The sequence below is a fragment of the Prevotella sp. PTAC genome (assembly GCF_013166535.1).
Lineage (GTDB): Bacteria > Bacteroidota > Bacteroidia > Bacteroidales > Bacteroidaceae > Prevotella.
Genome location: NZ_JABKKK010000002.1, coordinates 209,195 through 228,884 on the forward strand (window position 1 = coordinate 209,195; position 19,690 = coordinate 228,884).

A 19,690-nucleotide genomic window follows, 5' to 3' on the forward strand; every position below is an offset into this window, starting at 1 on the left:
CCCGCAAGCATGTTTACACGAAGATGAATATTTATGCAAAAAACAGGCTTCATGCCGCCTGCAACGGGATACTAATCGGAGTACGTTCGGTAGCCAAACGGACTCCAACGGGATACCGAATGCGACACAACGGGTATCCCAATGCAACACAATAAGCACTCTATTGCAAAAAAGCGGCAAATCAACCTCAAAACAATGAGAAACCTGTCATTTTTCAAAGTATTTTATACCGTGTAACGACCCGTATCGCATAAATATACAATATCGGAACTGCCGCCGGCATTACGAACAATATTTACAAAATGACAACCTTACGGTCTGAGCCATACTGGATGCGGAACACAAAAAAATTCCGGCCCGCCCGCATGACAGTGACATACACCGATGTCATGCGGCCGGGCCGGAAACCGTTTGATGAAAACCCTAAGGCTGTTCTATCACCAATCCGGAATCACATCTTGCCTATGATCCCGAGCTTGGTGGCACGTATGAATTCAATGATGTTGCGCACTTCCTTTCCGTCGGGCACCTGCTGTTCTATCTGCAGCACGGCGTCGAACACCGATGTCTGCCCGTGGAACACAAGTCGGTAGGCATTGGCGATGTGCGCTATAACCTTATCGCCCACACCGTAATTCTGAAGGATTACCTTATTCACGCCACCATAACGCACAGGGTTGTCGGTAGCCACGATAAAAGGAGGGATATCCTTACTGAAACGGCTTCCGGCCTGTATCATCGCCGCGTCGCCCACACGGGCGCCCGGATTGGCAATCACTCCGGATGAGAAAATAATACGGTCGCCAATCTCACAGTCTCCGCCGATTTTCGTTCCGTAGCCGAACACGTTTACATTGCCTATCTTGGTGTCGTGCGACACATGCACGCCTTCCATAAGGAAGTTGCGGTTGCCTATTACCGTACGGCCGTCGCTGAACGTGGCACGGTTGATAACCACATTCTCACGTATCACGTTCTCATCACCGATAATCAACTGTGAGGCGTCGCCACGGTAGTTGAAGTCCTGAGGCACGGCGCCAAGCACGGTATTCTGGAAAACCTTGTTTCCACGACCGAGACGTGTACCGTTCATCACACTGACGTACGGATAGATGACACAGTCGTCACCTATCACCACATCGTCTTCTATATATGCGAAAGGATAGATGGTAACGTTTTGGCCAATCTTCGCTTTCGGACTTATTTCTGCTCTTTCGCTTATCATAAAAATGAGGTTTATATGTTAAATGTAAATATGTCAGATGCCTGATGTCAGATGCCGGATACTGTATGACAAATGTGTGTCACGCGACATGTCAGGTGTCAAATGCCAGATGACAAGTATCTTTCTGACGTTCGTCATCCAACATTTAACATCAGGCATTTACATCAATATCTTCCGCCGCCGAGCGCGGTGTAAAGACTCACCACGGCCTGCATCTTCGAGAAGTCGTCGGCAGCCTTCGACAGTTCGGCGTTGAGCAGGCTCGACTGTGCCGATATTACTTCGAGATAGGTGCTTCCGCTGCTTGCGTAGAGCTGTTTGGTGTCTTCCACGTTCTGGCGCAACACAGCCACCTGCTTGGCTTCGAGGCGGCTTTTCTCATCAGAAGAGTTGTACTGCACGAGAGCATTGCTAACCTCACTGCCGGCCTTCAAGATGGCGTTCTGCCAGTTGTTGTATGCCTGTTCCTGCTGAGCCTTGGCCACTTTCAGGCCGGCTACCAGCTGGCCGCGGGCGAAAATCGGCTGGGTAAGGCTTCCGATGGCAGAGAGCAACCACTTGCCGGGGTTGACAATGCCCATGCCGGAGTTATTGGTATAGGCACCCGAACCGCTGATGGTGATGCTCGGATAGAAACGGCTGCGGGCCGTCTCGGTGTCATAGAAACACTGAGCGAGGGTCATCTCGGCATAGTGGACGTCTGGACGGTTGTTGAGCATCTGTATCGCTATGCCGGTGCTGAACTCGGCGGGCAGCGACTGCTCATCGAGCTTGCCGCGGGCGATAGTCTGTGCCGGCTGACCGAGCAGCAACGAAAGCGAGTTTTCCGTCTCACGAATCTGCCTGTTGATGTCGGCGGCCTGCGCCTGGACTGAATAGTAGCTTGCCTCAGCGCTCTGAACACTTGTCGAACGTGCGCGGCCAAGCTCTTTCTGTAACTTCATCATCTCCCACGTGCTCTTCGTCAGGCCCACCATCTCGTCTACTATTGCTTTCTGCTTGTCGAGCATCAGCAGCGTGTAGTACATGTTGGCGATACCGGTGATTACGCCGGTCTTCACCACAAGCTGATAGTCTTTCATGCCGAGAAGTGCCACCTGGGCGCTGCGCTTCTGCGAAAGCAGGTTTCCAAACAGGTCGATGCTCCAACTTGCGCTAACGGGAAGAGAATATATTTTCGAGGGAGTATGCCCGTCCCATGATGAAAGCGTGCCCTGGGGGGTAAGCGAGATGGAGGGCAGGAATGCCAACTTCGAAGAGAGGAGCTGTGCCTCTACCATCTTTACGTTAAGGGCTGCGTTCTGCAAGTCAAAGTTATACTTCAACCCGGTCTCTATCAGTCCCTGCAACCGAGGATCGGTAAACACACTGCGCCACGGCAGATTGCCGAAACTTGTGGTGTCGCTCACTGCCAGCGTGTCCGTCAGTGACGTCACATCGCGCACCAATCCCTTTGTGTTCACATCCGGGCGCTCGTATTTATTGTATAGTCCGCAGCTGCCGAGAAGCAGCGATGCGGACATTATCATCATTAGTTTCTTCATAATCTTTCTGTCATTTATTTATCTACGGGACGTGTGTATTGCAACAACTCCGAGTCAACATGGGCGTCATCGTCCTTAAACGCTATCGGCTTGATCTTCTCTTGTAGCAACTGGAAGATATAGAACAGCGCCGGAACAACCATAATCTGGCAGAGCATACCGATAAGCATACCGCCGACGGCTGCCGCTCCAAGAGTCATGTTACCGTTGTAACCGGCTCCCATGGGGACAAGCAACGGCAAAAGACCGATAATCATGGCGAGAGATGTCATGAGAATAGGACGCAGACGGGCTGCCGCTCCCAATACGGCTGACCATGATATGGCCATACCGGTACGACGACGCTCAAGGGCGAACTCCACAATAAGGATGGCGTTCTTCGCCAACAGACCGATAAGCATGATAAGGGCAATCTGCATATAGATGTCGTTCTGCTTTCCGAAGAGGTTGGTGAACAGGAATGCGCCGGCCAATCCGAACGGAATCGACAGTATTACAGACAGCGGCAGCACATAACTCTCATACTGGGCTGAAAGAATCAGGTATACGAACGTCAGACAGAGCACGAAGATTATAGCCGTGGAGTTGCTCGATTCCTGCTCCGAACGGGTCAGACCAGAGAACTCATACGAGAAGCCCTCGGGAAGACTTGTAGCGGCTACCTCTTCCATTGCCTTGATAACATCACCCGTAGAGTATCCTTCTGCCGGCGACGCATTGACGTTTATAGACGTAAACAGGTTGAAACGGTCTATCTCCTGAGGCGCGTAAATCTTCGTCAGGTTGACATACTCCTTGATAGGGCTCATGCCGTTATTGGTACGTACATATATGTTATCGAGACTCTTCAAGTCGCCGCGGAACTCATAGGCCGCCTGTATCATCACACGATACAGCTTACCGTAGCTGTTGAAGTTGGAGGCGTAAAGTCCTCCGAAGTATCCCTGCATGGTAGAAAGAACCACCGACGGGTCGATACCGCTCTGCTTACACTTCGATACGTCGACATCCATCATGTACTGAGGATATTTAGAATTGTACTGCGTCATGGCGCTGCTCACCTCGGGACGCTTGTTCAACTCGCCGAGGAACTTCTGTGTCGTCTCGAAGAACTTATTCACATCTCCACCGGTACGGTCCTGCATAGAGAAAGTAAGACCGTTCGTAGCGGAGAATCCTTGTACCATAGGCGGCTGGAATGCCAAAATCTGCGCGCCTTTGATTGACGCTGTCTGCTTGTAAATCATTCCGAGCACCATGGATGAACCGAGATTGTGCACACCTACGTACTTCAACGGTCCCTCGGCAGCGTTACGCTCCTCGAAACTCTTCAACTTCACGATGAACGTTCCCTGGTTTGAACCTTGTCCGCCGATAAAGCTGTATCCTGTGATACGCAGAGTATTAGACACCGCAGGGTTGCTCTTCAACATCCTGTCAACCTGGTCCATCACTCCGTTCGTCTTTTCAAGGCCCGTGCCGGGAGGCGTTGCCACGGTAACGAAGAGCGTACCTGTATCCTCGTCGGGCACAAGTCCCGTTCGGGTATTCATCATCAGTACGGCCATTGCCGCTATACCCACTATCGTCGCGCCTACGGCTATGAGCGGACGCTCCACTATACGGCGCACACCGCCCTGATATTTATTCAGCACTTTGCCGTAAGCGGCGTTGAAAGCGGCATGGAAACGATCCACTCTCGACATCTTACGTTCCGTTCCGTCGGCGTTGTGCGGCTTCAACAGCATGGCGCAAAGAGCCGGAGAAAGAGTCAAAGCGTTGAGCGCCGAGATCACAATGGATATGGCCATGGTAACACCGAACTCACGGTAGAACGTACCGCTTGTACCTCCGAGGAACGACACCGGTACAAACACGGCCGCCATCACGAGTGTAATGGATATGATAGCTCCCGATATTTCACTCATGGCATCTTTCGACGCGGTGACAGCACTCTTGTAACCGAGGTCAAGCTTGGCGTGCACGGCCTCGACCACCACTATGGCGTCGTCCACCACTATGGCGATGGCAAGCACGAGAGCGGCCAGCGTCAAGAGGTTAAGCGAGAAGCCGAATACATACAGGAAGAAGAATGTTCCCACCAGAGATACCGGCACCGCGATAAGCGGGATGAGCGTGGAACGTATGTCCTGCAAGAAGATATACACCACGATAAACACCAACACAAATGCCTCTACAAGGGTTTTGACAAGCTCGTCGATCGAAGCGTCGAGGAACTCGGTCACATCTTGCAGCAACTTGATCTGCACTCCGGGCGGCAATGCCTTCTCCGCTTCCGCCAACACGGCCTTTACATCATCCGCAATCTGAGTAGCGTTACTGCCGGCAGTCTGCGTCACCATCATCATACACGAAGCCTCACCGTCCACCGACTGCATGAACGAGTAGTAAAGACCGCCCAGTTCGACGTTCGCCACGTCCTTGACACGCACCGTGCGTCCGTCGGTATCGCTCGTGATAATCATGTTCTGGAACTCCTCGGGAGTTTTCAGACGACCTTTATATCGTATTGTATACTCGTACTGATTGTCCGTCTGCTCGCCGAACTTACCGGGAGCGGCCTCAATGTTCTGCTGAGCCAGCACGCCGGTGATGTCGCTCGGCATGAGGTTGTGGTTCTTCATCTTCACCGGATCGAGCCATAGGCGCATAGTGTAAGACTGCAAACCCATGGCCTGACACTCACCCACACCCTTCACACGCTTGATGGCGGGTATGATATTGATGTCGGCATAGTTGCCGAGGAATTTGTTGTCGTATTTCTCCGGATCACCGGTGATGGCGAAAATGAGCACGTTACTGTTCTGACGCTTCATCACCTGCACACCGGCACGGGTAACCTCGGCAGGCAACAGCGCCGAAGCCTGCGACACACGGTTCTGCACATTCACCTGTGCCATGTCGGCATTGGCGCCCTGCTGGAAGTATACGGTGATTGAGCCGGAACCGTCGTTAGTGGCGGCCGAGGTCATATAGGTCATGCCCTCCACACCGTTTATCTGCTCCTCAAGCGGTGTTATCACCGAGTTGAGCACCGTCTCGGCATTGGCACCGCTATACGAAGCGCGCACCATGATTGTAGGCGGAGCGATGTCGGGATATTGCTCGATAGGCAGCGACACCAGTCCGATAAAGCCCAGGATGACTATCAGGATGGAAATCACCGTCGATAGCACCGGGCGTTCTATAAATCTGTCTAATTTCATTGTTCTCTAATAATCGGTTTTACATTCCCATTGCTTTCTTAAACGCACTGAGGTCGCCCTGGGCCTCGCCGAGTTTCTCGGCTTTCTGCAATTTCTCTGCATACTGAGCCTCGGTAAGCGGTTTTATTTCAAGTCCGTCAGACAGTGCGGACACACCGTAAACGACAATAGACTGTCCGGCCTTCACGCCGTTTTCTATTATATAAGTCTTGCCGTCGTTATCCGGATTTACGGTAACGGGAGTATATTTCACCTTGTTATCCTTGCCCACGACATATACAAAATACTTGTCCTGTACCTGTGTCACAGCATCCTGAGGAACAACGATCGCACCCTGCTTGGTCTGCGGGATGATAACAGAGCCTGAACCGCCGCTCTTGAGCAGATGTTCAGGATTGGCGAAATCAGCACGAACCTGCACGGCTCCCGTCGAAGCGTCTATCACTCCGCTTATCGCCGCGATATGTCCTTCGTGTCCGAACACGCTTCCATCGGCCAGTTGCAACTTGACCGCCGGAAAATCCTTGACTGCCGCGGTCATTCCACCGGCTGCCCTGGACAGGCTCATGATGTCTTTCTCCGTCATGGAGAAGTACACCTGCATGGTCTTGATGTCGGCCACGGTTGTCAACGGCTGCTGAACGGACGAGCTGACGAGCGCTCCCACCTTGTATGGCAATTCGCCCACCACGCCGTCTGCCGGACTTGTCACATAGCAGAAGTCGAGATTTTGCTTTGCCGATATATATCCGGCCTCGGCCTGTGCCAGAGCGGCCTGTGCCGACTCGTACGTATTTGCGGCCGACTGCAGTTCGTAATCTCCTATCACCTTGTTCTCAAACAGCTTCTTACTGTTCTCGTATGTCAGTTTGGCCGTGTTAAGTTGGGCCTTGGCCGCATTTACAGAGGCCTTAGACTGGCGCACGGCAGCCTCATAAGTGACATTATCTATCACAAAGAGCACCTGCCCCTTGCGCACTTGCTGACCTTCATGAACATTCACCTTTGTGATAAATCCTGCTACCTTCGGACGGATCTCCACATCCTGCACACCCTTGATTGTGGCCGGATATGAATTTGACAACATTGCCTGCTGTGCCTGGATTGTCCTCACAGCATACTCATTGTCACCGAAATTGGGCTTGCCGCCTTTCTTGCCGCCTCCGCAAGAGACAAGCACCGCAGCCAAAGCCACCAAGAAAAACATCTTCTTCTGTTTCATACTTTCTTTTTATATACTATTGATTTACTATTATTGCTTTACAGGGTAGTTCCTTAACAGACAATCAAATTAAACGCAACAGGTAAGAAAACTTTTTTTACCTGTTGAGTTTCCAGGTTGCAAATATAGTCATAATTATATTATATGGCCGATTTCAGCTTTTTAATTTAACAATAATTATTCACAAGTTAAGGATTTGTAACTAAACATAGGCACGCTCCATGCAATCATACCAGCCTCATTTCCCTCGCTTTGTCCATAAGCAGGCGCATGAGCGGCTCGCGCTCGTTAAGCACCCGGTTATCGAGCACGGCATCCTTGAGAGCCTGTTTCAGAGCGCCCACTTCCCTGCACGGGCCGAGACCGAACATTTCCATTATCTCGTTACCGTCGATACATGGCTGAAGCATCCGCTTGTAGTCTTTCTCTTTCAGGTCGGCGAGCTTCTCGCGGACAACACGGAAATTCTCGAGAAAACACTTCTTCCGAACCTGGTTCTTGCTCGTGATGTCGGCCTCACAAAGTGTCATAAGGTCGTCTATGTCATCGCCGGCATCATTCATCAGACGGCGCACGGCACTGTCGGTCACCACCTCGTCGGCAATCACTATCGGCCGCATGTGCAGGTCCACGAGCTTCTGCACGTATTTCATCTTGGCATCCAGCGGCAATGCCAGCCTGCGGAAAGTCTGAGGCACCATCTTCGCCCCTATGAAATTATGGTTATGAAACGTCCATCCCTGAGCCGCATCCCAGCGCTTGCCGCGTGTCTTGCCGATGTCGTGCATCAGCGCGGCCCATCGCAGCCACAGGTTGTCAGAGCGCCGGCACACGTTGTCGAGCACCTCGAGAGTATGGTAGAAATTGTTCTTGTGCGACCTGCCGTTCTTCGTTTCCACTATGTCGAGCGCAGCCAGCTCGGGCAATATGATGTTGAGCAGTCCGCAACGCTGCAAGTCAACAAAACCGCGGCTCGGCGTGTCTGTCATCATTATCTTGTTCAGTTCGTCTTTTATACGCTCGCCGCTCACGATCTTTATCCGGTCGGCGTTTCGTTCGAGAGCCTCGAACGTCTCTTCCTCTATCATGAAGTTCAGCTGCGTGGCAAACCGTATGCAGCGCATCATGCGCAACGGGTCGTCCGAGAAGGTTATGTCCGGGTCGAGCGGGGTACATATCGTGCGCTCTTCAAGGTCATAAATGCCATCGAACGGGTCTACCAGCTCTCCGTACCGTCCGGCGTTCAGGCACACGGCCATGGCGTTGATCGTGAAGTCCCGGCGGTTCTGGTCGTCTTCGAGCGTGCCGTCTTCCACCACCGGTTTGCGCGAGTCGTGACTATAGCTCTCCCGGCGCGCGCCCACAAACTCCACTTCCATGTCGCCGAATTTCACCTGGGCGGTGCCGAAATTCCGGAATACCGAAAGACGGGCCTTGCGACCGAGCATCCTTTTCAACTCAGACGCCACCTCGATGCCGCTGCCCACCACAACCACATCTATATCGTTTGACGGACGTTCGAGAAACAGGTCCCTCACGTATCCGCCCACCACATAACACTCCACTCCGAGCTTGTCGGCAGCGGTTGAAATCTTGCGGAATATCTCTCTGTCGAGCACTTCCGCCAGTTCTTCGTCAGTAAGTATTTTCATTTCCTTGAATACACTCGTTCAGGCACCAACGCACCTTGTTCTTTTAAACGTGAATAAGGTTGCAAAAGTACACATTATATATGACATAGCCAAAAAGAAAAGACTTTTTCAACCACGCAAAAACAATATTTCACACACAGGGCACCATTATCCTCTCAACACACAAGGCAAATGAAACACAGACTGCCATAAAAACGACGTTTTGTAAACAAACAGTCACACAGGACATCACGACACCGAAGTGCATAAACATGCAATACCGGAAGAAAAGCAACGAAATATCCTTTGTTTTTTGATATACACACAACATGAAAACAATTAAAACGCCACTGTTCCGCAACCGGCATCCCGTCATACCGCAACCAGTATCCCAATGCAATGCATTCAGCGTCTAAACGGAATGCGACAAGTATCCAAACGCAACGCAATAAGCACCCTAATGCAGCACGAAAATATCGGTATAAACGCAAAAAGGCTCCCGATGCCACGCACCGGGAGCCTTTGGACAATTCGCCTATAATACGACCGCATATGCAAAAACGGCTTCACGACCAGAGAGACAAGCACATACCCTCATGCCTAAACCGCACACATATTACTACGGTGACGACCCCACCATATCGCGATTATCAAAAATCGCAGCCGTCAAAAGCCGTATATTTATACACATTCCAATATCAACCATATATTTATCCAACACTTTTGTAAATATTTATCACGACAGAAACGCTTTTAAAGCGATTTGCCGAGAACAAATATACGCAAAAAAGCGATGGAAACAAAATGTCATCGCGATACACTTCACGATACACCGTAACAAAATACAACACCAACAAGACAAAGACACACATTAAATAAAAAACAATAAAAAAACGAAGTTTTATTCTTAAAATGACCGCACAGGCATTGATAATCGGGAAAAGATGATTAATTTTGCGGGACATTACCAAAAAGCTCATACACAATGAAATCGAAAACGCTTATCATATCGCTCGCCGCTGCGGCAGCCGTCTGCGGATGTAACAGCACACAAAAAGAAGCCGAGAAACTGCTCGACAGCGCCAACTACGACTTCGTGCACGGACGCTACGACATTGCGCTCGATGCCATCGACTCACTGCGAAAGATATATCCCAACGCCATTGAGGTGCGCAAGCAGGCGCTTGAACTGCAACAGCGCATCGCCTTGAAGAAAGCGCAGGAAGACGCCGAGGAAGCAGACAAGCTGTATCAGATAGCGAGCAGAGACTATGAGGTGATGAGAAAAGCGGTGGAGAAAAGCGGAGCCTACGCCACACAGGAACAGATAGACGAACTGACAAGGAGAAGAATAGAGCGCGACTCCATGAAAATCGTGATGGACACACAGTTTGCCAAAATCAGATACATACACCGCCGGCAGTTGCAAAACGACAAATGAGAAACCCCGATTTGGCTGTTTCGTAATATTTTAATAAATTTGCAGCGAATAAACAATCACTCACAATGGCAACAACCGAAACAAACACCGACGGACAGTTTGAACAGGTGATAAGCGAATGCCGCTCACTGTTCGGCAAAAAACTGCACGACTACGGTGCCTCTTGGCGCATACTCAGACCGTCATCGCTCACCGACCAGCTGTTCATCAAGGCAAAACGGATACGCAGCCTTGAAATAAAAAAGGTATCGAAAGTGGGTGACGACATACGTCCGGAGTTCATAGCGCTGATAAACTACGGAATCATAGGCCTGATACAGCTCGAAAAGGGATTTTCCGACACTGTGGACATGACCGCCGGCGAGGCCATGGAGCACTACGACCGGCACGCGCTCGAAGCGCTCGAACTCATGAAACGCAAGAACCACGACTATGATGAGGCCTGGCGGTCGATGCGCGTGAGCAGTTACACAGACTTCATACTGACGAAGATCGAGCGCATCAAGGAGATTGAGAATCTCGGGGGCGACACGATAGCAAGCGAGGGTATAGACTCGAACTACATGGATATAATAAACTACGCCGTATTCGGAGCGATCAAACTGAGCGATAAGTGAGAGCAGTTTCAGTAAACGCCTGCCGCCTGTTACTCGCCGTGACATTCATATTCTCGGGATTTGTCAAGGCCGTGGATCCTACGGGCACGCAGATAAAGATAACGGACTATGCCGAGGCAATGGGACTGGCGGGATACATCCCCGACTTCATCGCCATGATGGCGGCCGTGATTTTGGCCGCGGCCGAGTTCACCATCGGCATAGCGTTCCTGTTCGCCATACGCCGCAAACTGACATCGCAAGTGGCGCTTGCCGTCATGGCCGCATTTACTCCGTTCACGCTGTGGATAGCCGTTGCGGACCCGGTGAGCGACTGCGGATGCTTCGGCGACGCAGTTAAACTGACCAACTGGCAGACATTCTGGAAAAACACGGTGCTGCTCGGCGCGGCATTCGTGATGTGGCGGCGACCGCTCACAGTGGTGAGACTGATAGGCAAGAGCAATCAATGGATAGTGATTAACTACACGGTGGTGTTCATCCTGTTCGTCTCGGGCTACTCGCTGTACTACCTGCCGCCGTTCGACTTCCGCCCATATCGTATCGGGGCGAATATCAGACAGGGCATGGAAATGCCGCCAGGAAAGACCGGCCCGCAATTCGAGACAACATTCATAATGGAAAAAGACGGTGAGAGAAAAGAGTTCACACTCGACAGCTATCCCGATTCCACATGGACTTTCGTAGACAGCAAGACTGTACAGACGGCCGAGGGATACATACCACCGATACACGACTTCTCGATAGTGACGAGAGACGGCAACGAAGATATAACCGACAGGGTTCTCAACGACAAGGGATTCACGTTCCTGCTCGCGGCACCGCATCTGGAAACGGCAGACGACAGCCGGCTCGACATGATAAACGCCGTGTACGAATATGCCGAGGAAAACGACATACCTTTCTACTGCCTGACTGCAAGCGGAGAGAAAGCCATGAACAGGTGGCAGGCCATCACGGGAGCCGAATATCCGTTCTGCACCACCGACCCCACAACCCTTCAGACCATGATAAGGAGCAACCCGGGGCTGATACTCATCGAAAACGGTACCGTGGCAGGAAAATGGAGCTGCAACGACCTGCCGGACGAGAACTCGCTCACAGGCATTCTCGACAACATAAGGGCCGGGAACACAAACGAGCATTCGACCACCGGAAAGGTGGCATTCATAATAATGTGGTACATTCTGCCACTCTTCGTCCTCACTCTGGCAGACAGGCTATGGGCATGGACAAAGTGGCTGAAAAGAAAGAAAAATTCGAATAAAATATATAAACTCTTAAAACAAAAGAAAATGAGAAAAAAAATTGTGGCAGGCAACTGGAAAATGAACATGAACCTGCAAGACGGTATCGCACTGGCAAAGGAGCTGAACGACACTCTTACTACTGACAAGCCAAACTGTGGCGTTGTCATCTGCACCCCGTTTATCCACCTGGCAAGCATCGCCCAATTCCTCAATCAGGACGTTATCGGCCTCGGTGCCGAGAACTGCGCCGACAAGGAGAGCGGAGCATATACCGGAGAGGTATCGGCAGAGATGGTGAAGAGCACCGGAGCACAGTACGTGATACTCGGCCACTCAGAGCGCCGCGGATACTACGGAGAGACTCCCGAGATACTGAAAGAGAAAGTACTGCTCGCATTGAAGAACGGCCTGAAAGTGATTTTCTGTATCGGAGAGAGCCTTGAAGAGCGCGAGGCCGACAAGCAGAACGAGGTTGTGAAAGCCGAGCTGGAAGGCAGCGTATTCAACCTGACAGCCGACGAGTTCAAGAACATCGTCATCGCATACGAGCCTATCTGGGCTATCGGCACAGGAAAGACTGCCACCGCAGAGCAGGCCGAGGAGATCCACGCTTTCATACGCAGCGTTGTGGCTGATAAATATGGCAAAGAAGTGGCTGAAGACACAACCATCCTCTATGGCGGAAGCTGCAAGGCAAGCAACGCTCCCGAACTGTTCGCCAAGCCGAATATCGACGGCGGACTGATCGGCGGCGCATCATTGAAAGCAGCCGACTTCAAGGGCATCATCGACGCGTTCAACTAACAACGGAGGAAGGTGAAGACTTGCTGTTTCGAGGATTGAAAATGGAGGATACAGGAATGAGGCATGCGTGACGGGATATCATGCCCGGTACCACTCATATCTTCATCCTATATCCGCCATTCACAACCCTCGAAACATTCCCAACCCCGACCCCATAAAAACTCTGCAAAGAATGCGCAAAGCGATTATAATATCACTCCTTTCATGCTTCGCCGCCACGGCCGGCGCACAGACATTCATCGACAGGCTGCAAAAGAAGACCGCCGGCCAGGGTGTGGTGACCGTGACACAGGACGAGGCTGTGAGCAATCTGGTAAACGGCCCGAGAACGGCAACCGCACCGTCAAGAAGCACATCCGGCAGCAAAAGTATGCCGATGGCACGGAAAACGGAAAGCATGCCGGCAACAGGAAAGGTCAACACCGAAACCACAGCGTCCAGGAATACCGTAGCGACAGAGAGCGAGGCACCACGAACGACAACGTCTAGAACCCGAAAGGTTACCGGATACAGAGTGCAGGCATTTGCCGGCGGCAACACCAGGCAAGACAGGCAGAACGCCGAAAAAACAGGAAACAGAATAAAATCGGCATTCCCTGACGAGTCAATATATGTGCATTTCTATTCTCCACGCTGGATATGCCGTGTGGGAAACTACAAGACATACGAGGAGGCGCACCGCATGCTTGAAGCCATTCAAGGACTCGGGTACAAGCAGGCATCGATAGTGAAAGGAAAAATCAGCGTACAATATTAATCAAATGAACTTGGAAACAGAACACTGTGAGAGCCTCGACAAACTGGCCTCACACTACGAAAGCATTCTCGGACTGCTCGGAGAAAACCCTGAGCGAGAAGGCCTGGTAAAGACACCTATGCGCGTGGCAAAGGCCATGCGGGTGCTGACAAGAGGCTACGGAATGGACGCCAACAAGGTATTGACAGACGCCTTGTTCAAAGAAGATTACAGCCAGATGGTAATAGTGAAAGATATTGACTTCTTCTCACTCTGCGAACATCACATGCTGCCTTTCTACGGCAAAGCGCACGTGGCATATATACCCAACGGATATATCACCGGACTGAGCAAGATAGCACGCGTGGTGGATATATTCTCACACAGATTGCAGGTACAGGAACGAATGACATCGCAGATAAAGGAGTGCATCGAGCAGACACTGCACCCGCTCGGAGTGATGGTCGTGGTGGAGGCACGCCACATGTGCATGCAGATGAGAGGCGTGGAGAAACAGAACTCCGTGACGACGACAAGCGATTTCAGCGGGGCATTCAACCAGGCAAAGACGCGGCAGGAATTCATGAACCTGATACACAGCAAGTAAAGCGGGCCTGAACAGAACAATAATCGGCAACCATTTAAAACACACGGACATGTATCAAGCAGACAGAGGCACATACAAAAAAGAGACTTTCGCGGAATTATTCTACCACAGTTGTCTCGGGAAGCTCATCATCATGGCGGTGATTGTCGCCTTCGGATTACTATTCGCCAACCTGTCGGTTCCGACCGAGGATGACATGATCTACAACACGGCCGACGGAATAAGCCAGTGTATCAACGAGAACAAACTCTCGAAAAATGATAGAATCGATGATGTGGTACGCAATTTCACGGCTATCTTCACCGACAGTGACTCTGCCTCGATAATAAATAACCTGAAAGACTTCGACAAATACAACCGTCTCGAAGTATACAGACACACATTCTACTCGACAGCACGGGTACACAACAACTTCCGCCCCGAGGGCACAAGAGTGGCAATAGGCATCTTCGGAATAGTAATCCCAACTGTCAGCTACAACGATATTGTGATGACCGTGGGGCCGGTAAGAAAGGAATACAACCAAAAGATTATCGAGACAAACTACGATGACGAGTATTTCGGCACCAACCCCGACCTTGGCAACACTTACAATACCTACCAAGGCGACGGCAGCGCCGAATGAGACGCAAGACACCCTTTACACACCCCGCACGACAACGGACGCCCTATCTCAGACTGCGGAAAAATTCTTTCATCATCATGGCGCACTCATCACCGAGCACGCCGGTGACTATCTCTGCCTTCGGATGCATCGCACCGGGGGCAAGTTTTTTATAGCCGCGTTTCTCATCGGGCGCGCCATAAACAATACGGGGTATCTGTGCCCACCCGATAGCACCCGCACACATGGCACACGGCTCGACCGTCACATACAAAGTACATCCGGTGAGATACTTGCCGCCAAGCATATTGGCGGCCGATGTAATGGCCTGCATCTCGGCATGGGCTGTCACGTCGTTAAGAGTCTCGGTGAGATTATGTGCTCTCGATATTATCTTCCCTTTGCACACTATCACCGCCCCGATGGGAATCTCGCCGGCTTTGAGTGCCTCTTCGGCCTCTGTAATGGCCTTGCGCATATACTTCTCGTCTTCTTTAAGTTGCTCTTCCGCCGTCATATCCATATTATTTTTATATACTGCGACAAGTGGGCCTAAGCGATGTGGACAGCATTGGTCGCCAAGGCACAACTTATCTGATACAAAAGTAATACAAATTCTTTGACGAACGGGATAAAAATGCTATTTTTGCAATAATAAACAACAAACCAACCGTCCGCCTGCCGATAAGCCGCTACAAACGCATTACAAGCATATCCACAAATCGGACAACATATAAAAAGAACGAGACAGATGGCAGAACACAATGATTTCGGGCAATGGGGAGAACGCGTCGCAGCCGACTTTCTCGAACAAAAAGGGTACGGTATCATGCGTCGCAACTGGCGGTTCGGACATCGCGACATCGACATAATAGCCGTAGACAGAGACACTTTGGTGATAGCCGAGGTTAAAACAAGAGCCGGAAACACACTGACGGAACCGGAAACGGCCGTCGACAGCCGCAAGATGCGCTCGCTGGCAATGGCGACAAACGCTTTCGTGAAGAAACATGGAATAGACGCCCCGATACGTTTCGACATCATTGCCGTCACCGGAGCCAGCGGAGGCGAATACAGTATAAACCACATCGAGGACGCTTTCACCCCGCTGCCTTACTGATATAAGAACGGCAGAGAAACCCACACAATGGAACATATAAAGACTATTTTCATCGAAGAGACCGGCTCGACGATAGATTTCCTGCGGTATTACCGTGGCGAAGAGGGAACCCGCATGACAGTGGTATGCGCCGAAAACCAGACCGCCGGCCGGGGCCAAGGCACCAACCGGTGGGAAAGCGAAGCCGGAAAGAACCTATTGCTCGCCGTCAAGGCATATCCGAAAAATGTACAGGCACGCCGGCAGTTCGTATTGCTCGAAGCGGGATCGTTGGCTGTAAAAGACGCATTGGAACGACACACGGACGGCATCAGCGTCAAATGGCCTAACGACGTGTATCACGGCGACAGCAAAATAAGCGGCACCCTGTCCGAATGCACCATCGCCCACGGCCTCGTCACAAGTTGCATAATAGGCACAGGCATCAACATAAACCAGCGGCTGTTTGCCGGCGACGCTCCAAACCCGACGTCACTGGCGGTAATCAACGGAAAGGATGCCGACCGAATGGAGGTTCTCGGAGTATTCATCAGACGCCTGTCGGCATATCTCGACATGATAGACGGCGGACACCACGATGACATACACGCCATGTACAAGGAGGCATTATACCGCCGACACGGCATCCACGCATACCGGGACAAGGACGGAGAGTTTGACGCCACGATAGAATCAGTAAGTCCCAACGGCATGCTAACGCTCGCTACGGCAGACGGGAAGCGACGCGAATACGCCTTCAAAGAGGTGTCTTTCATCATAAACAGCAATCAATCAAACAACAAATAACATTATGGCAAAGTACAAAAGAATATTGTTGAAGCTCAGCGGCGAGAGCCTCATGGGCAACCAGAACTACGGAATAGACCCCGAACGGCTGGCCGACTACGCCCGCCAGATTAAGGAAGTGAGCGAAATGGGAGTGCAGATAGGCATCGTAATCGGCGGGGGCAACATCTTCCGGGGCCTCAGCGGCTCTCAAAAAGGCTTCGACCGGGTGAAAGGCGACCAGATGGGTATGTGCGCAACGGTAATCAACTCGCTCGCACTCAGTTCGGCACTCGAAGCCATCGGCGTGCGCACCAGCGTGCTCACGGCGATCCGCATGGAGCCGATAGGCGAGTTCTATACCAAGTGGCGCGCCATCGAGGCCATGGAAGCAGGCCGCGTCTGCATCTTCTCGGCAGGCACGGGCAGTCCCTACTTCACCACCGACACCGGCTCGTCGCTGCGCGGAATAGAAATCGAGGCCGACGTGATGTTGAAGGGAACACGTGTCGACGGTATTTATACCGCAGACCCTGAGAAAGACCCCGAGGCCACCAAGTTCGACGAGATAACATACGACGAGATTTACACCCGCGGCTTAAAGGTAATGGATCTCACGGCAACCACGATGTGCAAGGAGAACAACCTGCCGATATACGTGTTCAACATGGACGTTGTCGGCAACCTGAAAAAGGTGATGGACGGCGAGCCTATCGGCACGCTGGTACACAACTGACAACCTTGCCGACGCACATTCACGGTATGATGCCCACCCGACGAGGCTGCCGCAAGCAGCGGAATGTGAGCCGAAAGCAAAACAAATTACAAACAATAAGCGACACATTGCCAATCGGCGGGCAAACGGCCGCAAATATCGGGGAAAGCCGTTCCGGCTTTCCCCTTTTCTTTTTTGCCTCAACTCCATATCCCGTGTATTTCCGTTCGCACAGCCTAAAAGGTTTCACTATACTCATCTTTTATTGCTTATATCCGAAAAATATATTAATTTTGCAACTTAGTGTAATGATTCTTTATGGTTGACGATATGTCAAAACGTTTTTATTCGCATCGCACATACATATTATATATAGTGGCAGCGGCAGTAGCCACGGTAGTTTTATCCGCCTGCTCGGCACCCGAATACCGCCGGGAACTGGTTGAGGCGGACAGTCTTACATCCGTAAATCCCAATGATGCGACGGCCATGCTCGACTCTATCAGCAGCGCAATGGCGGCCGCTCCCGAGCATGAGCGGATGTACTACGAGTTGCTGCGCATCAAAGCGGCCGACAAGGCATACGCCACGCACACGTCGGACAGTGCTATTCTCAAACTTGTGGAATATTACGAGAATGGCGGCGACAGCCGGCTTCTGCCCGAGGCATACTACTATGCCGGAAGCGTTTACCGAGATTTAAAGGATGCTCCACGCGCCATCGAGTTTTTCCAAAAAGCGGAAGAAACGCTGAAAGACAGCAAAAACTATCGGCTCCTGAGCAATATTAGCGCACAAGAGGGATTTATTTTCGGGCAACAATATCTTTATGAAGAAGCATTACAAGCACATTTGAAAGCATATAAATACGATAGCATTCTAAAAGATACCGTGAACATGGTATATTCTTTACGAGATATTGCAGACATACACAGATACAACAAAAGTCTAGATAGTTGCCTTATATATTTCAAAAAGGCAATGTCTTTTGCTACAAAAATAAATAATCATGAAATAATAAATGATATAAATTCATCTATAACCAATTTATATATAAAAAAACAAGACTATGATACTGCTCTAAAACTGCTCAAAGCCAATTTATATAACAATGAGAATAAAAGTAAAAGCCATGATTATAATATGGCTGTCAATATTTATATGCAAACTAACCAATATGATTCCGCATATAAATATTCCATGAAGTTATTAGACATTGGTACTATGCACGCAAAACAAACTGCAAGCGAAAGTCTTGCCAAAATTTATTTGAATAAAGGTGACTATATCAACGTCGAGAAATATATGCAGTTAACCAAGACCCATATAGACTCCATATTTAAAATCACCGCCGCCGAATCTGTGGCTAGAATGAGCTCACTATATAACTATAAACTGCGCGAAAAAGAGAACTTGGAGCTGAAAGCCGAAAATGCATCGCAGCTGAACATCATTCTGTTCAGCTACATAATAATCTGCACAATATCGGGAATTCTCGCAATATACATCATCAGAAACGTCAAAAAACGCAAGGAGCAGACCGAGAAATTCAAACGAATGAAAACGGAACTGTTCAAGCAAAGCGAGGCATACATCAACGAAAACAAAGCCAAAATAGCCGAACTGGAAAAACAACTGTTCTCCACCGCCAACGAAAACAAAAGCCTCACGGAAAAGATAGAGCAGCAAAAGGCAGACCTGATACTCGCCAACGAAAACGCGAAACGCAAACAAGCAAGAAACGAGGCGGCAAGAGCAAGACTCGCAAATACCGAAATATATAAAACAATCATTCAGCGGGCAAAGGCAGACAAGGTGCTGCATGTAGATGAATGGAAAGCACTCGACGAGACAATCAATGCAGAAATCGAGAATTTCCGCAGCACAATCTACGAATATCATGACATCAGCATGCAGGAATATCGCATCTGCATGCTCATCCGACTCGACATCCCGGTGAAAGACATAGGAACCCTACTGAGCCTCTCCACCAGCGGAATATCGAAAGCCAGAAAGCGGTTGCAAGAAAAACTATTCGGAAACGACGGAACCGCAAAAGACTTTGACGCTTTCATCAAATCTCTGTAAACCAATAATTTAACTCTCGTTTGTCAATAACCTGTCAACTCTTGACGGCTATTGTCAACTTAATGTCAACGCGTTTCGTTGGCATTCTTTTTTC

Annotated in this window: 16 protein-coding genes; 10 read left to right on the forward strand and 6 right to left on the reverse strand. The window is 50.5% G+C overall.

Features of this window, described 5'->3' with window-relative positions; translation table 11 throughout:
- Nucleotides 1-451 precede the first annotated feature (451 nt).
- The 5 genes from lpxA to HPS53_RS02590 all read right to left on the reverse strand — a co-directional run bounded on the left by lpxA (nucleotide 452) and on the right by HPS53_RS02590 (nucleotide 8,870).
- Nucleotides 452-1,225, reverse strand: coding sequence for an acyl-ACP--UDP-N-acetylglucosamine O-acyltransferase (gene lpxA, locus HPS53_RS02570; protein ID WP_172204154.1), 774 nt, complete (start codon nucleotides 1,223-1,225; stop codon nucleotides 452-454).
- 164 nt (nucleotides 1,226-1,389) lie between these two features.
- A complete protein-coding gene (locus tag HPS53_RS02575; RefSeq protein WP_253942800.1) occupies nucleotides 1,390-2,769 on the reverse strand; it encodes a TolC family protein in 1,380 nt (459 codons plus the stop codon).
- A 14-nt stretch (nucleotides 2,770-2,783) separates the two neighbouring features.
- A complete protein-coding gene (locus HPS53_RS02580) occupies nucleotides 2,784-5,996 on the reverse strand; it encodes an efflux RND transporter permease subunit (protein ID WP_172204156.1) in 3,213 nt (1,070 codons plus the stop codon).
- A gap of 19 nt (nucleotides 5,997-6,015) precedes the next feature.
- Nucleotides 6,016-7,218 (reverse strand): efflux RND transporter periplasmic adaptor subunit, encoded by a 1,203-nt coding sequence (locus HPS53_RS02585; protein ID WP_104369501.1) that lies wholly within the window; start codon nucleotides 7,216-7,218, stop codon nucleotides 6,016-6,018.
- A gap of 227 nt (nucleotides 7,219-7,445) precedes the next feature.
- Entirely contained in the window at nucleotides 7,446-8,870 is a 1,425-nt protein-coding gene (locus HPS53_RS02590; RefSeq protein ID WP_172204158.1) for a CCA tRNA nucleotidyltransferase, read from the reverse strand.
- 964 nt (nucleotides 8,871-9,834) lie between these two features.
- On the opposite strand from HPS53_RS02590, the gene HPS53_RS02595 reads away from it, so the two are divergent.
- From HPS53_RS02595 to HPS53_RS02620, 6 genes are all read left to right on the forward strand, one after another.
- Nucleotides 9,835-10,290, forward strand: coding sequence for a hypothetical protein (locus tag HPS53_RS02595; RefSeq protein ID WP_172204160.1), 456 nt, complete (start codon nucleotides 9,835-9,837; stop codon nucleotides 10,288-10,290).
- Nucleotides 10,291-10,355: 65 nt separating this feature from the next.
- Nucleotides 10,356-10,907 (forward strand): DUF1599 domain-containing protein, encoded by a 552-nt coding sequence (locus HPS53_RS02600; RefSeq protein ID WP_104369504.1) that lies wholly within the window; start codon nucleotides 10,356-10,358, stop codon nucleotides 10,905-10,907.
- Complete coding sequence (locus HPS53_RS02605; RefSeq protein ID WP_172204162.1) at nucleotides 10,904-12,961, forward strand: BT_3928 family protein; 2,058 nt, start codon at nucleotides 10,904-10,906, stop codon at nucleotides 12,959-12,961. The genes HPS53_RS02600 and HPS53_RS02605 overlap by 4 nt, the downstream gene beginning before the upstream one ends.
- Before the next feature lie 172 nt (nucleotides 12,962-13,133).
- Entirely contained in the window at nucleotides 13,134-13,718 is a 585-nt protein-coding gene (locus tag HPS53_RS02610) for an SPOR domain-containing protein (protein WP_104369506.1), read from the forward strand.
- Between the two features lie 4 nt (nucleotides 13,719-13,722).
- The gene (gene folE / locus HPS53_RS02615; protein ID WP_104369507.1) at nucleotides 13,723-14,304 is read left to right on the forward strand and encodes a GTP cyclohydrolase I FolE; all 582 of its coding nucleotides are present in this window, start codon (nucleotides 13,723-13,725) and stop codon (nucleotides 14,302-14,304) included.
- 49 nt (nucleotides 14,305-14,353) lie between these two features.
- On the forward strand, nucleotides 14,354-14,929 hold the full coding sequence (locus HPS53_RS02620) for a hypothetical protein (RefSeq protein ID WP_172204164.1): 576 nt from the start codon (nucleotides 14,354-14,356) through the stop codon (nucleotides 14,927-14,929).
- Between the two features lie 43 nt (nucleotides 14,930-14,972).
- Here the strand turns inward: HPS53_RS02620 and HPS53_RS02625 are convergent, their stop codons facing one another.
- Entirely contained in the window at nucleotides 14,973-15,425 is a 453-nt protein-coding gene (locus HPS53_RS02625) for a nucleoside deaminase (RefSeq protein ID WP_104369536.1), read from the reverse strand.
- A 234-nt stretch (nucleotides 15,426-15,659) separates the two neighbouring features.
- On the opposite strand from HPS53_RS02625, the gene HPS53_RS02630 reads away from it, so the two are divergent.
- The 4 genes from HPS53_RS02630 to HPS53_RS02645 all read left to right on the forward strand — a co-directional run bounded on the left by HPS53_RS02630 (nucleotide 15,660) and on the right by HPS53_RS02645 (nucleotide 19,596).
- Complete coding sequence (locus tag HPS53_RS02630; protein ID WP_172204166.1) at nucleotides 15,660-16,028, forward strand: YraN family protein; 369 nt, start codon at nucleotides 15,660-15,662, stop codon at nucleotides 16,026-16,028.
- A gap of 27 nt (nucleotides 16,029-16,055) precedes the next feature.
- Nucleotides 16,056-16,814 (forward strand): biotin--[acetyl-CoA-carboxylase] ligase, encoded by a 759-nt coding sequence (locus tag HPS53_RS02635; RefSeq protein WP_172204168.1) that lies wholly within the window; start codon nucleotides 16,056-16,058, stop codon nucleotides 16,812-16,814.
- A gap of 4 nt (nucleotides 16,815-16,818) precedes the next feature.
- Complete coding sequence (pyrH, locus tag HPS53_RS02640) at nucleotides 16,819-17,529, forward strand: UMP kinase (protein WP_104369511.1); 711 nt, start codon at nucleotides 16,819-16,821, stop codon at nucleotides 17,527-17,529.
- 309 nt (nucleotides 17,530-17,838) lie between these two features.
- Nucleotides 17,839-19,596, forward strand: a complete 1,758-nt coding sequence (locus HPS53_RS02645) for a lipopolysaccharide assembly protein LapB (RefSeq protein ID WP_172204170.1) — start codon at nucleotides 17,839-17,841, stop codon at nucleotides 19,594-19,596.
- Nucleotides 19,597-19,690 lie beyond the last annotated feature (94 nt).

Excerpts from the sequence above, each read along its gene's own strand:
- lpxA (WP_172204154.1), bottom strand. The coding sequence starts at position 1,225 with ATGATAAGCGAAAGAGCAGAAATAAGTCCGAAAGCGAAGATTGGCCAA.
- HPS53_RS02575 (WP_253942800.1), bottom strand. The coding sequence starts at position 2,769 with ATGAAGAAACTAATGATGATAATGTCCGCATCGCTGCTTCTCGGCAGC.
- HPS53_RS02580 (WP_172204156.1), bottom strand. The coding sequence starts at position 5,996 with ATGAAATTAGACAGATTTATAGAACGCCCGGTGCTATCGACGGTGATT.
- HPS53_RS02585 (WP_104369501.1), bottom strand. The coding sequence starts at position 7,218 with ATGAAACAGAAGAAGATGTTTTTCTTGGTGGCTTTGGCTGCGGTGCTT.
- HPS53_RS02590 (WP_172204158.1), bottom strand. The coding sequence starts at position 8,870 with ATGAAAATACTTACTGACGAAGAACTGGCGGAAGTGCTCGACAGAGAG.
- HPS53_RS02595 (WP_172204160.1), top strand. The coding sequence starts at position 9,835 with ATGAAATCGAAAACGCTTATCATATCGCTCGCCGCTGCGGCAGCCGTC.
- HPS53_RS02600 (WP_104369504.1), top strand. The coding sequence starts at position 10,356 with ATGGCAACAACCGAAACAAACACCGACGGACAGTTTGAACAGGTGATA.
- HPS53_RS02610 (WP_104369506.1), top strand. The coding sequence starts at position 13,134 with ATGCGCAAAGCGATTATAATATCACTCCTTTCATGCTTCGCCGCCACG.
- folE (WP_104369507.1), top strand. The coding sequence starts at position 13,723 with ATGAACTTGGAAACAGAACACTGTGAGAGCCTCGACAAACTGGCCTCA.
- HPS53_RS02620 (WP_172204164.1), top strand. The coding sequence starts at position 14,354 with ATGTATCAAGCAGACAGAGGCACATACAAAAAAGAGACTTTCGCGGAA.
- HPS53_RS02625 (WP_104369536.1), bottom strand. The coding sequence starts at position 15,425 with ATGACGGCGGAAGAGCAACTTAAAGAAGACGAGAAGTATATGCGCAAG.
- HPS53_RS02630 (WP_172204166.1), top strand. The coding sequence starts at position 15,660 with ATGGCAGAACACAATGATTTCGGGCAATGGGGAGAACGCGTCGCAGCC.
- HPS53_RS02635 (WP_172204168.1), top strand. The coding sequence starts at position 16,056 with ATGGAACATATAAAGACTATTTTCATCGAAGAGACCGGCTCGACGATA.
- pyrH (WP_104369511.1), top strand. The coding sequence starts at position 16,819 with ATGGCAAAGTACAAAAGAATATTGTTGAAGCTCAGCGGCGAGAGCCTC.
- HPS53_RS02645 (WP_172204170.1), top strand. The coding sequence starts at position 17,839 with ATGTCAAAACGTTTTTATTCGCATCGCACATACATATTATATATAGTG.